The organism is Bradyrhizobium sp. FW305-F6 (genome assembly GCF_058782905.1).
On sequence record NZ_JBYSYD010000002.1, the window covers coordinates 1,268,186 to 1,280,629 of the forward strand.

Annotated in this window: 13 protein-coding genes; 8 read left to right on the plus strand and 5 right to left on the minus strand. The window is 63.8% G+C overall.

What is annotated here, in order from left to right; translation table 11 throughout:
* Positions 1-4: 4 nt before the first annotated feature.
* From urtC to urtA, 3 genes are all read right to left on the minus strand, one after another.
* Positions 5-1,174 (minus strand): urea ABC transporter permease subunit UrtC, encoded by a 1,170-nt coding sequence (gene urtC / locus AC3WLX_RS17315; protein ID WP_492336852.1) that lies wholly within the window; start codon positions 1,172-1,174, stop codon positions 5-7.
* A complete protein-coding gene (gene urtB, locus AC3WLX_RS17320; RefSeq protein ID WP_492336853.1) occupies positions 1,171-2,778 on the minus strand; it encodes an urea ABC transporter permease subunit UrtB in 1,608 nt (535 codons plus the stop codon). Before urtB ends, urtC begins: the two co-directional genes overlap by 4 nt.
* An 83-nt stretch (positions 2,779-2,861) precedes the next feature.
* Positions 2,862-4,184, minus strand: a complete 1,323-nt coding sequence (gene urtA, locus AC3WLX_RS17325) for an urea ABC transporter substrate-binding protein (RefSeq protein WP_492336854.1) — start codon at positions 4,182-4,184, stop codon at positions 2,862-2,864.
* Positions 4,185-4,663: 479 nt separating this feature from the next.
* On the opposite strand from urtA, the gene AC3WLX_RS17330 reads away from it, so the two are divergent.
* The 3 genes from AC3WLX_RS17330 to AC3WLX_RS17340 all read left to right on the plus strand — a co-directional run bounded on the left by AC3WLX_RS17330 (position 4,664) and on the right by AC3WLX_RS17340 (position 7,064).
* On the plus strand, positions 4,664-6,277 hold the full coding sequence (locus AC3WLX_RS17330) for a DEAD/DEAH box helicase (RefSeq protein WP_291630714.1): 1,614 nt from the start codon (positions 4,664-4,666) through the stop codon (positions 6,275-6,277).
* A 23-nt stretch (positions 6,278-6,300) separates the two neighbouring features.
* Positions 6,301-6,588 carry a translation initiation factor IF-1 gene (gene infA / locus AC3WLX_RS17335; RefSeq protein WP_148755275.1) on the plus strand — a complete coding sequence of 96 codons (288 nt, stop codon included), beginning with the start codon at positions 6,301-6,303 and terminating at the stop codon, positions 6,586-6,588.
* 263 nt (positions 6,589-6,851) lie between these two features.
* Positions 6,852-7,064: a cold-shock protein gene (locus AC3WLX_RS17340; protein ID WP_014439634.1), complete on the plus strand. Its 213-nt coding sequence runs from the start codon at positions 6,852-6,854 to the stop codon at positions 7,062-7,064.
* Positions 7,065-7,259: 195 nt separating this feature from the next.
* Here the strand turns inward: AC3WLX_RS17340 and AC3WLX_RS17345 are convergent, their stop codons facing one another.
* Positions 7,260-7,757, minus strand: a complete 498-nt coding sequence (locus AC3WLX_RS17345) for a pilus assembly protein N-terminal domain-containing protein (protein ID WP_291627525.1) — start codon at positions 7,755-7,757, stop codon at positions 7,260-7,262.
* 147 nt (positions 7,758-7,904) lie between these two features.
* On the minus strand, positions 7,905-8,732 hold the full coding sequence (locus AC3WLX_RS17350; protein ID WP_492336855.1) for a sterol desaturase family protein: 828 nt from the start codon (positions 8,730-8,732) through the stop codon (positions 7,905-7,907).
* A gap of 268 nt (positions 8,733-9,000) precedes the next feature.
* On the opposite strand from AC3WLX_RS17350, the gene AC3WLX_RS17355 reads away from it, so the two are divergent.
* The 5 genes from AC3WLX_RS17355 (at position 9,001) to AC3WLX_RS17375 (ending at position 12,438) form a co-directional block, all read left to right on the plus strand.
* On the plus strand, positions 9,001-9,165 hold the full coding sequence (locus AC3WLX_RS17355) for a Flp family type IVb pilin (protein WP_291627522.1): 165 nt from the start codon (positions 9,001-9,003) through the stop codon (positions 9,163-9,165).
* A 69-nt stretch (positions 9,166-9,234) separates the two neighbouring features.
* The gene (locus tag AC3WLX_RS17360) at positions 9,235-9,381 is read left to right on the plus strand and encodes a hypothetical protein (protein ID WP_492336856.1); all 147 of its coding nucleotides are present in this window, start codon (positions 9,235-9,237) and stop codon (positions 9,379-9,381) included.
* 118 nt (positions 9,382-9,499) lie between these two features.
* On the plus strand, positions 9,500-10,024 hold the full coding sequence (locus tag AC3WLX_RS17365; RefSeq protein ID WP_291627518.1) for an A24 family peptidase: 525 nt from the start codon (positions 9,500-9,502) through the stop codon (positions 10,022-10,024).
* Positions 10,025-10,153: 129 nt separating this feature from the next.
* Positions 10,154-10,951 (plus strand): Flp pilus assembly protein CpaB, encoded by a 798-nt coding sequence (gene cpaB / locus AC3WLX_RS17370; protein WP_492336857.1) that lies wholly within the window; start codon positions 10,154-10,156, stop codon positions 10,949-10,951.
* Positions 10,952-10,962: 11 nt separating this feature from the next.
* Positions 10,963-12,438 (plus strand): type II and III secretion system protein family protein, encoded by a 1,476-nt coding sequence (locus tag AC3WLX_RS17375; protein ID WP_492336858.1) that lies wholly within the window; start codon positions 10,963-10,965, stop codon positions 12,436-12,438.
* The last annotated feature ends 6 nt before the right edge of the window (positions 12,439-12,444 follow it).

The window sequence follows — 12,444 nt, forward strand, 5'->3', positions numbered from 1 at the left end:
CCGCTTACTCCGCCATCTTGGGTTCGGTGACGCCGTCTTCGGCGGCGGCACTGGCTGTGGTCGCGGCGTTGCGCTTTTCCTTAGACTGATCCCACCAGGCATTGAAGGTGCCGACGATGCCCTTGGGCAGCAGCAGCGTCACCAGGATGAACAGCGCGCCCAGCATGAACAGCCAGTACGGCGCCAGCATGCCCGACGTGAAGAACGTCTTGGCGTAGTTGACGACGACGGCGCCGAGCGCGGCGCCGACCAGCGTGCCGCGGCCGCCGACAGCGACCCAGATCACCGCCTCGATCGAATTGCCCGGCGCGAATTCGCTCGGATTGATGATACCCACCTGCGGTACGTAGAGCGCGCCCGCGACGCCGGCCATGCAGGCCGACACCGTGAACACGAACAGCTTGTAGGATTCGACGCGATAGCCGAGGAAGCGCGTGCGCGATTCCGCATCGCGTACCGCGATCAGCACCTTGCCGAGCTTTGAGGAGACGATGGCGCGGCAGACGAGGAAACCGACGATCAAGGCAAGACAGCTCAGCGCGAACAGCGCGGCACGCGTACCCTCCGCCTGCACGTTGAAGCCGAGGATGTCCTTGAAGTCGGTCAGGCCGTTGTTGCCGCCGAAGCCGAAATCGTTGCGGAAGAAGGCGAGCAGCAGCGCATAGGTCATCGCCTGCGTGATGATCGACAGGTACACGCCGGTGACGCGGGAGCGGAACGCGAGCCAGCCGAAGCAGAAGGCAAGCAGGCCCGGAACCACCAGCACCATCAGCGCGGCGAACCAGAACATGTCGAAGCCGTACCAGTACCAGGGCAGCTTCTCCCAGTTCAGGAACACCATGAAATCCGGCAGGATCGGATTGCCGTAAACGCCGCGGGTGCCGATCTGCCGCATCAGGTACATGCCCATGGCGTAGCCGCCGAGAGCAAAGAAAGCGCCGTGGCCGAGCGAGAGGATGCCGCAATAGCCCCAGATCAGGTCGATCGACAGTGCCAGGATGGCGTAGCAGACATACTTGCCCCACAGCGCGACGAGGTAGGTCGGCACCTGCAGGAACGAGCCCGCGGGCAGCAGCAGGTTGGAGAGCGGAATGAGGATGCCGCAGGCCGCGACGACGGCAAGGAAGATCGTCGCGCCGCGGTCCAGCGATCGCGTCAGCATGTGAGGGGTCATGCTTCCACCGCACGGCCCTTGAGCGCGAACAGGCCGCGCGGCCGCTTTTGAATGAACAGGATGATGAGGACCAGGATGGCGATCTTACCGAGCACCGCGCCCGCGACCGGCTCCAGGAACTTGTTGGCGATGCCGAGCGTGAAGGCGCCGACCAGCGTACCCCAGAGATTGCCGACCCCGCCGAACACCACGACCATGAAGCTGTCGATGATGTAGCTCTGGCCGAGATTGGGGCTGACATTGTCGATCTGCGACAGCGCCACGCCGGCAATGCCGGCAATGCCCGAGCCGAGACCGAAGGTCAACGCGTCGACGCGCGAGGTCGCGATGCCCATCGAAGCCGCCATGCGGCGGTTCTGCGTCACCGCACGCATCTCGAGGCCGAGCGCGGTGTAGCGCAGCATCGCGAGCAGGATCGCGAACACCGCGAGCGTGAAGACGAGGATCCAGAGCCGGTTATAGGTGATGGTGATCTGGCCGAGCTCGAACGCGCCGCTCATCCAGGAGGGATTGCCGACCTCGCGGTTGGTCGGGCCGAACATGGTGCGCACCGCCTGCTGCAGCACCAGCGACAGACCCCAGGTCGCCAGCAACGTCTCCAGCGGCCGGCCGTAGAGGAAGCGGATGATGCTGCGCTCGATCAAGACGCCGATGGCCCCGGCGACGAGGAAGGCGAGCGGCACGGCGATCAGCAGTGAATAGTCGAACAGGCCGGGATAGCTGGTGCGGATCACCTCCTGCACCACGAAGGTGGTGTAGGCCCCGATCATCACCATCTCGCCATGCGCCATGTTGATGACGCCCATCACGCCGAAGGTGATGGCAAGCCCGATCGCGGCGAGCAGCAGCACCGAGCCGAGCGAAAGGCCGTACCAGGCGTTCTGCACCATGGACCAGACCGCGAGCGTGGACTGAATCGAGCCGATCGCGCTGGCGGCCGCTTTGGTCACCGAGGCCGGCTGGTCGCCCATGCCGGTGAGCAGCGCCAACGCTTCCTGGTCGCCCCGCGCCTTGAGGGTGGCGACGGCCTCGAGCTTCTCGACCTCCGTGGCGTCGGGTTTGAACAGCAGGATCGCGGCGCGGGCATCGCCGAGCGCCGCCTTGACGGATTTGTTGGTTTCCTTGGCCAGCGCAGCGTCGACCGCATCGAGCGCGGTCTCCTCATGCGACTTGAAGACGGATTGCGCGGCCTGAAGGCGCGTTCCGACATCCGGCGACTGAAGCGTCAGGCCGCCGATCGCGGCATCGACGCTGCGACGAAGACGGTTGTTGAGACGGACCGCGCTCGCACTGTCGGGAACGGTGGCGACGGCCTCCCCGGTCGCAGCGTCTATCGACTTGCCGTCGGCGCCGGTCACGTAGACCTTCTTGCTGTCCGGATCGGCCATGAGGCGGCCGTCCTGGAGCGCGCTGATGATGGGGAAAGCCAGCTTGTTGCCGCTGCCCGCGATTACACCGATCGCCTCTTCCGTGTCGGAAAAATCGTCATTGGCGAACTTGGCGACCGCATCCTCGAACGGCCCGGCGAAGGCCGGCAGCGCGAACGCGATCAAAAACAACGAGAGTGCGAGCGAACAGAAACGGGCTGACAAATGGGCTGGCACTGTGAATGACCCCGGCAGAAATCAGTGGAGAAGGCGGCGGGATCGCCGCCCTCTCCGGTCTTGCAATGGCGATCAGATCGGGATCAGGAGCCCGAGCCGAGGCACTTGTTGGTCTTGGTGTTGAAGTTGCCGCACTTCTTGCCGACCCAGTCGCCGATCAGGTCCTTGGAGCCGTCGAGCTCCTTCGACCAGGCATCGCCGGGGACGAGGCTCGGGGTCTTCCAGACCACGTCGAACTGGCCGTTGGCCTTGATCTCGCCGATGAACACCGGCTTGGTGATATGGTGGTTCGGGAGCATCTTGGAGGTGCCGCCGGTCAGGTTCTTGGCCTCGATGCCCGGGAGAGCGTCGATCACCTTGTCCGGATCGGTCGACTTCACCTTCTCGACTGCCTTCACCCACATGTCGAAGCCGATCACGTGCGCTTCCATCGGGTCGTTGGTCACGCGCTTCGGATTCTTGGTGTAGGCCTGCCACGCCTTGATGAACTTCTCGTTCTCCGGCGACTTGATCGACTGGAAGTAGTTCCAGGCGGCGAGATGGCCGACCAGCGGCTTGGTGTCGATGCCGGCGAGTTCTTCCTCGCCCACCGAGAACGCCACCACGGGAATGTCCTTGGCCTTGATGCCCTGGTTGCCGAGTTCCTTGTAGAAGGGAACGTTGGCATCGCCATTGATGGTCGAGACCACCGCGGTCTTCTTGCCGGCCGAGCCGAACTTCTTGATATCGGCCACGATCGTCTGCCAGTCGGAGTGCCCGAACGGCGTGTAGTTGATCATGATGTCTTCCTGGGCGACACCCTTCGACTTCAGATAGGCTTCCAGGATCTTGTTGGTGGTGCGCGGATAGACGTAGTCGGTGCCCGCAAGCACCCAGCGCTTCACCTTCTCGTCCTTCATGAGGTAGTCGACGGCGGGGATCGCCTGCTGGTTCGGCGCAGCCCCCGTGTAGAACACGTTACGCTCGCTCTCTTCACCCTCGTATTGCACGGGGTAGAACAGGATGCTGTTGAGCTCCTTGAACACCGGCAGCACCGACTTGCGCGACACCGAGGTCCAGCAGCCGAACACGACCGAGACCTTGTTCTTGGTGATCAGCTCGCGCGCCTTTTCGGCGAACAGCGGCCAGTTCGAAGCGGGGTCGACGACGACGGCTTCCAGCTTCTTGCCGAGCACGCCGCCCTTCTTGTTCTGCTCGTCGATCAGGAAGAGGATGGTGTCTTTCAGCGTTGTTTCGCTGATCGCCATGGTGCCGGACAGGGAGTGGAGTACACCCACCTTGATGGTGTCGTCGGCGGCCTTTGCGCCAGTCAATGAAGCCAGACCGAGCATCAGTCCGGCGGTCGCGGCGAGCACGCCGCGGCGGCTAAATGACGCCGCTATATCGTGAGTGGATTTGCTAAACATGAGTGTCTCATCTCCCTGACGCAGACATGAAAATGCTGCGAAACGGCCCCGCGGCCGCCTGCGATTAACGGAATCGCAAGAACCATGCCATGGGCTGAGCACCTCTCAACCGGCTGAATTTGCTCACGTAATCGTCAGGATTCGAAGTTTTGCCGCAGTAATATTGCCTAACTTATGAGCAATCTAAATGTATGCGAAAGCGGCATTCAGTTTAATCTTTGCGCACACTGCTCGTTTTGGCTAAATTTGCGGCATCACTATTTTTGCACCTTGATTGCTGTTTCGGTCGCGATTGCCTTGAAAGCGCCGCCCCGATGTTCCATATGACCTTCCTAGACTTCTTGCGAATCAAGGGGTCGTAGCGAGCCGCGTGTTCTTAAGCCCGTACGGGCCTCTGGCTTGCCCCATTCTCCCAAGCCCATCCGACACCCCAAACACGCAGGTGTCTTCTCGACACCCTTTTGCGCGCGCCGCGCCGAATGCGCCGGGCGCCCGCTTTCGACATGGAAAGAACCCCTCTTTTGACTTCGTTTCAGGATTTCGGCCTTGCCGAACCCATCGCGCGCGCTCTTCGTGAAGAAGACTACGTCACCCCCACCCCGATCCAGGCCCAGACCATTCCGACCGCGCTGACCGGCCGCGACGTCGTCGGCATCGCCCAGACTGGAACCGGCAAGACCGCGTCTTTCGCGCTGCCGATCCTCCACCGGCTGCTCGAGAACCGCATCAAGCCGCAGCCCAAGACCTGCCGCGTACTGGTGCTCTCTCCGACCCGCGAGCTGTCCGGTCAGATCCTCGACAGCTTCAACGCCTACGGCCGTCACCTCCGGCTGGCGTCGACCCTCGCCATCGGCGGCGTGCCGATGGGCCGCCAGGTCCGCGCCCTGATGCAGGGCGTCGACGTTCTGGTCGCCACCCCCGGCCGCCTGCTCGACCTCGTGCAGAGCAACGGCCTGAAGCTCTCCAGCGTCGAGTTCCTCGTGCTGGACGAAGCCGACCGTATGCTCGACATGGGCTTCATCAACGACATTCGCAAAATCGTCGCCAAGCTGCCGATCAAGCGGCAGACGCTGTTCTTCTCGGCCACCATGCCCAAGGACATCGCCGAGCTCGCCGATTCCATGCTGCGCGATCCGGCGCGCGTCGCGGTGACCCCGGTCTCCTCGACAGCCGAGCGGATCAATCAGCGCATCGTCCAGGTCGACTTCGCAGCCAAGCCCGCCTTCCTGACCAAGCTCCTGAAGGACGAGCCAATCAACCGCGCACTGGTTTTCACCCGCACCAAGCACGGTGCCGACAAGGTGGTGAAGACCCTTGAAAAGGCCGGCATTGCCGCGAGCGCCATCCACGGCAACAAGTCGCAGAACCACCGCGAGCGGACGCTCGCCCAGTTCCGCTCCGGCGAGATCCGCACCCTGGTTGCCACCGACATCGCCGCCCGCGGCATCGACGTCGACGGCATTACCCACGTCATCAATTTCGACCTTCCCAACGTGCCGGAAACCTACGTCCACCGCATCGGCCGCACCGCGCGCGCCGGTGCCGACGGCACCGCGATCTCGCTGGTCGCAGGCGGCGAGGAGCTCAGCTATCTCCGCGACATCGAGCGGCTGATTCGCGTCGCCCTGCCGCGGGAGGACCACCGCACCGACGCCGGCCGCCGCGATGCCGGCCCCGCGCCGTCGCAGCAGAGACAAGGCCGGCCGGGCGGCCGTCCCGGCCAGCGTCCGCAAGGCGCGCGGCACGGTGACGGGCGGCGTGCGGACGAACGACATGCCGAGGGGCGCCACCATGGTCCCGGGAAGCAAGGCGACGGGAGGCACGGTGAAGGACGGCACGCCGAGGCAAGACATGCTGAGGCAAGACATGCTGACACAAGACATGCCGACGGACGTCACGCCGCTGGACCGAATGCATCCAAGGGTTCTCGCCGCCGCCGCTCCGGTGGTAAGATGCATTCATCGCCTGCCGACCGTCCGGAACAGCGTTCCGCACATAGCGCTGCGGCGCCCGATGGGATACAAGGCGTTGCCTTTTTGCGCCGCGAGAGTCGGCCAAACAGCCAACCAAACCGCAAACCCTATTCGCACTAGCCGTCCACGACCTGGAGACATTCATGGCTAAGGAAGAGCTGATCCAGTTCGAGGGACTGGTCACCGAAATCCTCCCCGACGCGCGCTACCGCGTGCAGCTCGACGCCGGACACGAGATCGTCGCCTACACCGCCGGCAAGATGAAGAAGAATCGCATCAAGACGCTCGCGGGCGACCGCGTGACGGTGGAGATGTCGCCCTACGATCTGGAGAAGGGCCGGCTGATTTTCCGCCACAAGGACGAACGACCCAGCGGGGCGGGCGGGCCACCCCGCCCCGGACAGCGTGGGGGTCAGTTCCGCCGTCGCTAAGTCAGCTGCAGCGCCGGAGCGCGGGATGATATCTCGACTTGTGGTCCGCCGTCGCGTCACGGCGGATCAAAAAATCGCGCACGTCCGGATTGTTTCAGACCCTCGCTTCCGATAAAATGAATTAATCGATTTTTGGCCGGACCACATTGGCATCCACCGGTACAGCCGGTTCAGACACGCTGACGACCCTTCCAGAAGTTCGATCTAAACCTGCCCGCGCGAGCGGGCTCTGACATTGTACTATCTGAGAAGGGACTACCCCCATGAGCATGGGAACCGTGAAGTGGTTTAACGCAACCAAGGGCTTCGGATTCATTCAGCCCGACGACGGCGGCCAGGACGTGTTCGTTCACATCAGCGCCGTCGAGCGCGCCGGCCTCGGCTCGCTGCGCGAGGGCCAGAAGATCTCCTACGAAATCGTGGCCGATCGCCGCTCCGGCAAGTCGGCAGCCGACAACCTCCGCGCTGCGGGCTGAGCCCGCGGGGCCTCGGCCCCGATCGGCTAGAGCGAGCGAGAGCAAACCGGGAGGCCGTGCGGTGACGCGCGGCCTCCTTCATTTTAAGGGCACGTATACTGTGCGCTGCCGTCGAAGCGGACGCGCACACGGAGCCGCCCTCAAAGCACGCAGCCTGACGGGATCGCTCCTGCAGCGGCAGGGTGGGTCGATGAGCTAGTTGGACTTGGCGGCCGTGCCGGCACCACCGCTGGCACTCGTGCTCAGCGCACCGGCCTGGGTCATCGTGTTGTTGAAGTAGGTGTCGCTGTCGCCGAGGGTCACGCGGCGCTGGCAGATCGGTACGCAGCTGTAGGACTCGCGCTCGATCCCACGATAGACGGTGACGAGCCGGTCGGTAGGACCTTCAACCTGGATCTGCCGGTCGACCAGAATCTCGCCGCCGCGGTCCAGCGCGATGAAGTTGGTGGCCCCGTAGCCTTTTCCGGTTACGACGATCATGCCGCCTGGCTGGAGCGTGACGTCGGCGATCAGGGGATTGCCGACAACGATGGTCGCCACCTTGCCGGGCAGCCGCACCAGCTTGGCTTGGTCGACATTGACGGCGATGGTGTCGGCGGTGGACTGGGCGAGGCCGGAGGCCGGCCATGCCAGCACCGCGGCGACAATCAGAACACAGGCGCGCGCATGGCGGCGCAACATTTCTTTACGCATACTTACCCCCGGGACGTCACAAACCGGCAGAATCACACAGCGGAGCCGGCGCCCGACCAGGTTAACCTGCCTTCAATTCGTGAACGTTCCGCAAACTCGCCGACTATTGTTTGAACGGATCGGCGTTTGCCGGCCTGCCATCCTCTCCTAATGGCGGAACGGATAGGCGAGCTGGCCGCCGAACTCCTTTGGCATGGTCGCTTCGTCCTTGCCGTAGTCCTGCGGCAGCCTGCCTTCCGGCATGCGGAAGGTGCCGAACAGTACATCCCAGACCGGGAATGTGCCGGCGAAATTGGTGTCGCCGCCCTCTTGGAGCGAGGTGTGGTGCCAACGGTGGAACACCGGGGTCGCCAGCACGTATTTGAAGGGACCGAAGGTCCAGTTCAGATTGGCGTGCACGAAGGCCGAATGGAAGGTGGTGAACGGGCCAATCCAGATCATCACGTTCGGGGAGATACCGGCCATCAGCAGCACGACGTCGACGCTGATCGTCCCGAGCACGAGATTGACGGGATGGAAGCGGGCTGCGGAAATCCAGCCGATCTCCTCCGACGAATGATGGACGGCGTGGTATTTCCAGAAGCCGCCGTCGTGGAAGAGCCGGTGCAGCCAGTACAGCATGAAATCGGACAGGACCAGGAACAGCACGGCCTGCACCCACAGCGGCAGCTGCGCCAGCGGACCATGGCCATTGTCGTAGAAGGCGACGAGACCGTCGGCGTCGTGGATGCCGAAGAGGACGCTCGCGCCGACGATCAGAAGTCCGATCCGCATGGTGCGGGCGAATACCGGTACGAAGAACCAGTAGCAGATGTCGGTGACGATCTCCCGCTTGCGCCACCACGGCGCACCGGGATTACAGGCCCAGAAGCGCTCCAGCACGGTGAAGACCGCCGCAAGCACGAAGGTGACAGGGATCACCTTCACGATGGTTTCGCCGAGCATCAGGGCGACTTGCATGGGCAGGCTCGACATCGTCGCCTCTCTTGCCAGTTTCGGTGCTGCTTAGGCCTACTCCGGTAAATTTAAGGGAGGGTGAAGCAAGGCGCCGCGTCGGCCATGCATCCGGAACGGGAACGAATCCGCGGTTGGCCCTTAAGGCGAAATTCACCTTGGGCAGAAGCACCGCGCAGGACCGGGGTTTACCCGATGGAATTAACTCTACCGAAAGTGCTCGGCTCTCATGGTCATCACGTCAACGACAGCGCCGAACGAGGCGATCCCACCAGACGGAGTCATGTCCATGAAGAACCTGATTGCGCGTTTCGCGAAGGATGAATCCGGCGCCACCGCGATCGAATACGGTCTGATTGCCGCCGGCATCGCGCTGGCCATCATCACGGTCGTCAACAATCTCGGCAGCACGCTGAACACCAAGTTCTCCTCGATCAGCACGTCGCTGAAGTAAGCAGGTCTGCCAACGACGGCAAAAGCCCCGGACCGCCGGGGCTTTGTCTTTCTAAAACGGCGAGTTCCAGTGGCGTTGCAAGAGTTCAGAACCGATGCCGCGGTCGCGGCGCGCGAAACCGAGACGCCGCAGGCCGGCTCGCCGGCCCACTGGATCTGCCTGGCGCTGCTGCTTGCGACAGTCGCGCTCGCCGCGCGCATCGCCAGTTTCTTGTGAAGCATTTGCCGGTTCCGGCCCGCGCCGCCCTGCCGCCGTTGTCGGTTTGTTTAGCACTGCGCGCTAGCATCCGCCGACGCCGGTTCCCGCGGCAAACCCAGGCCTCAAGACGCAGCCCATGATTCTCGACCTTGCGCGCCTTCTGCTCTTCCCGGCCCTGATGGCGTTCGCCGCCGCGAGCGACCTCTTCACGATGACGATCTCGAACCGCGTATCGCTGGCCCTTGTGGCAGGATTCTTCGTGCTCGCCTTCGCCAGTGGCATGGCACCCTATGAGATGATGAGCCATGTCGGCGCCGGCGCGCTGCTCCTGGTCGTGGCCTTCACCTGCTTTGCGATGGGCTGGGTGGGCGGCGGCGACGCCAAGGTCGCGGCGTCCGTCGCGCTCTGGTTCGGCTTCGCGCATCTGATGAACTTCCTGCTCTACGCCTCGCTGTTCGGCGGCGCGCTGACGCTGCTCCTGCTCCAGTTCCGGCAATGGCCGCTGCCCTACGGGCTGGCGGGCCAGGCTTGGCTCGCACGGCTGCATGCCAAGGAGAGCGGCATTCCCTACGGCATCGCGCTCGCGCTGAGCGCGTTGATGGTCTATCCCGAGACCGAATGGGTGAAGGCGATCGACCTCGCTCACCTCGCCCTGCGCTGAAAGCTCCGGGTAAACCCGGCGTTAAGCCGATTTAGATACGCCTCATTAACCATGCTTTGACGAATAGCTGGTCAACTGCCGATCACGGCGGCGGCAGCGTCGCAGCGTATTGTTGGAAAGTTGAAGCGTATGAATAGGGCACGCATTGTCGTCCTGGCGGTCGCCATCTGCGCCGGCGGCGTCGCCGCGTACCTGGCGAGCGGCACCGACAATTCGGCGCCGGCTCCGCCTCCGACCGCGCAACTGCCGACCGTCGACGTCCTCGTGGCTAAGAATGACATCGGCCTCGGCCAGACCGTGAAGCCGGAAGACGTGCAATGGCAGACATGGCCTGCCGCGACCGCCAGCGCAACATTCATCCGCCGCAACGAGCGCCCCGAAGGGGCGACCCAGGTTGCCGGTTCGATCGCGCGCGCACCGTTCATCCAGGGTGAGCCGATCCGCGAACAGAAACTGGTCAAGGTTGAAAACTCCGGCTTCATGGCGGCAATCCTGCCCACCGGCATGCGGGCGATCTCGACCGAGATCTCCCCGGAGACCGGCGCGGGCGGCTTCATCCTGCCCAACGATCGGGTCGACGTCCTGCTCACGCGCCGCTTGAAGAACCCCGACCAGAACAGCGGCGCCCCTGATATCGTCACCTCCGAGATCATCCTGGCCAATATCCGGGTCCTGGCGATCGACCAGGCGCCCAAGGAGAAGGATGGCCAGAACGCGGTGGTCGGCAAGACCGTCACTCTCGAACTCAACCCCGCGCAGACCGCGACGCTCTCCGCGGCGCGGCAGAGCGGCACGCTGTCGCTGGCGCTGCGCAGCATCGTCGACGTCAAGATGAGCGAGATCCCACTCGACGATTCCGCACAGAAGCAGGACGGCGTTTCGATCATTCGTTACGGCATTCCAAGTCAGACGGCTAAGGCACGATGAAGACAGTCGACATGAAATTCAGATCGGCTTCGGCCACGATGCGTCTATCACTGGTCCGAACCCTGTCGTTTTCGGCCGCCCTCGCCTTGGCGCTCAACCCGGCGATCGCTCCGGTGATCGCCGCCGATTACCGCCCGGTGCCGTCCGCCGCGGCGGACGGCCAGATCAACGCGCGCTTCCTCTCGCTCGGCGTCGGCAAGTCGATCGTGATCGACCTGCCGCGCGACATCAAGGACGTGCTGGTCGCCGACCCCAAGATCGCCAATGCGGTGGTCCGCTCGGCGCAGCGCGCCTACATCATCGGCGCCGCGGTCGGCCAGACCAACATCGTGTTCTTCGATTCGGCCGGTCAGCAGATTGCGGCCTATGACATCGCGGTGAAGCGCGACCTCAACGGCGTAAGGGCTGCTCTGAAGCAGATCATGCCCAATTCGGACATCCAGATCGACGGTCTCGGCGACGGCATCGTCTTGACCGGCACGGCTGCCAATCCGATGGAGGCGCAGCAGGCCAACGAACTCGCTGCGCGCCTGGCGGGCGGTGCCGACAAGGTGGTCAACTCGATCGTGGTGCGCGGCCGCGACCAGATCACGCTCAAGGTGACGGTGGCCGAAGTCCAGCGCAGCATCATCAAGCAGCTCGGCATCGACCTGACCGCCAACCTCAACTACGGCACGTCGGTGGTGAGCTTCACCAACTCCAATCCGTTCACCGCCCTCGGCAGGAACCTCGTGGACGGCAACAACCTGACCACGAAGTTCGGCGCAGCCCCGTCGGTGCAGGCCACCCTGCGCGCGATGGAGACCGCGGGCGTCATCCGCACGCTGGCCGAGCCGAACCTGACCGCGATCTCGGGTGAATCGGCGACGTTCATCGCCGGCGGCGAATTCCCGGTCCCGGCTGGCTATGCGTGCGACCCCGTCACCCATGTCTGTACCACCCAGATCAGCTTCAAGAAGTTCGGCATCTCGCTCAACTTCACGCCGGTGGTGCTGAGCGAGGGCAAGATCAGCTTGCGCGTGATGACGGAGGTCTCGGAGCTGTCGAACGAGAATTCGATCACGCTGTCCCAGGCCGTGAGTTCGACGTCGGTGAACTCGCTGACGGTGCCCTCGATCAGGACGCGCCGCGCCGAGACCTCGTTGGAAATTCCCTCGGGCGGCGCGATGGCGATGGCGGGCCTCATCCATCAGCAGACCAAGCAGGCGGTCAGCGGAATGCCGGGGCTGATGCAGCTCCCGATTCTGGGCACGCTGTTCCGCAGCCGCGACTTCGTCAACAACGCGACCGAGCTGGTCGTGATCGTGACGCCTTATGTCGTTCGCGCGGTGGCGCCGAAGGACCTGTCGCGGCCGGATGACGGCTTCGCCCCCCCTGCGGATCCGCAGGCCCAGCTGATCGGCAATATCAACCGGCTCTACGGCGTGCCCGGACGGACCGAACCAGCCAAGAACTACCGCGGCACCTACGGCTTCATTACCGACTGATGCGGA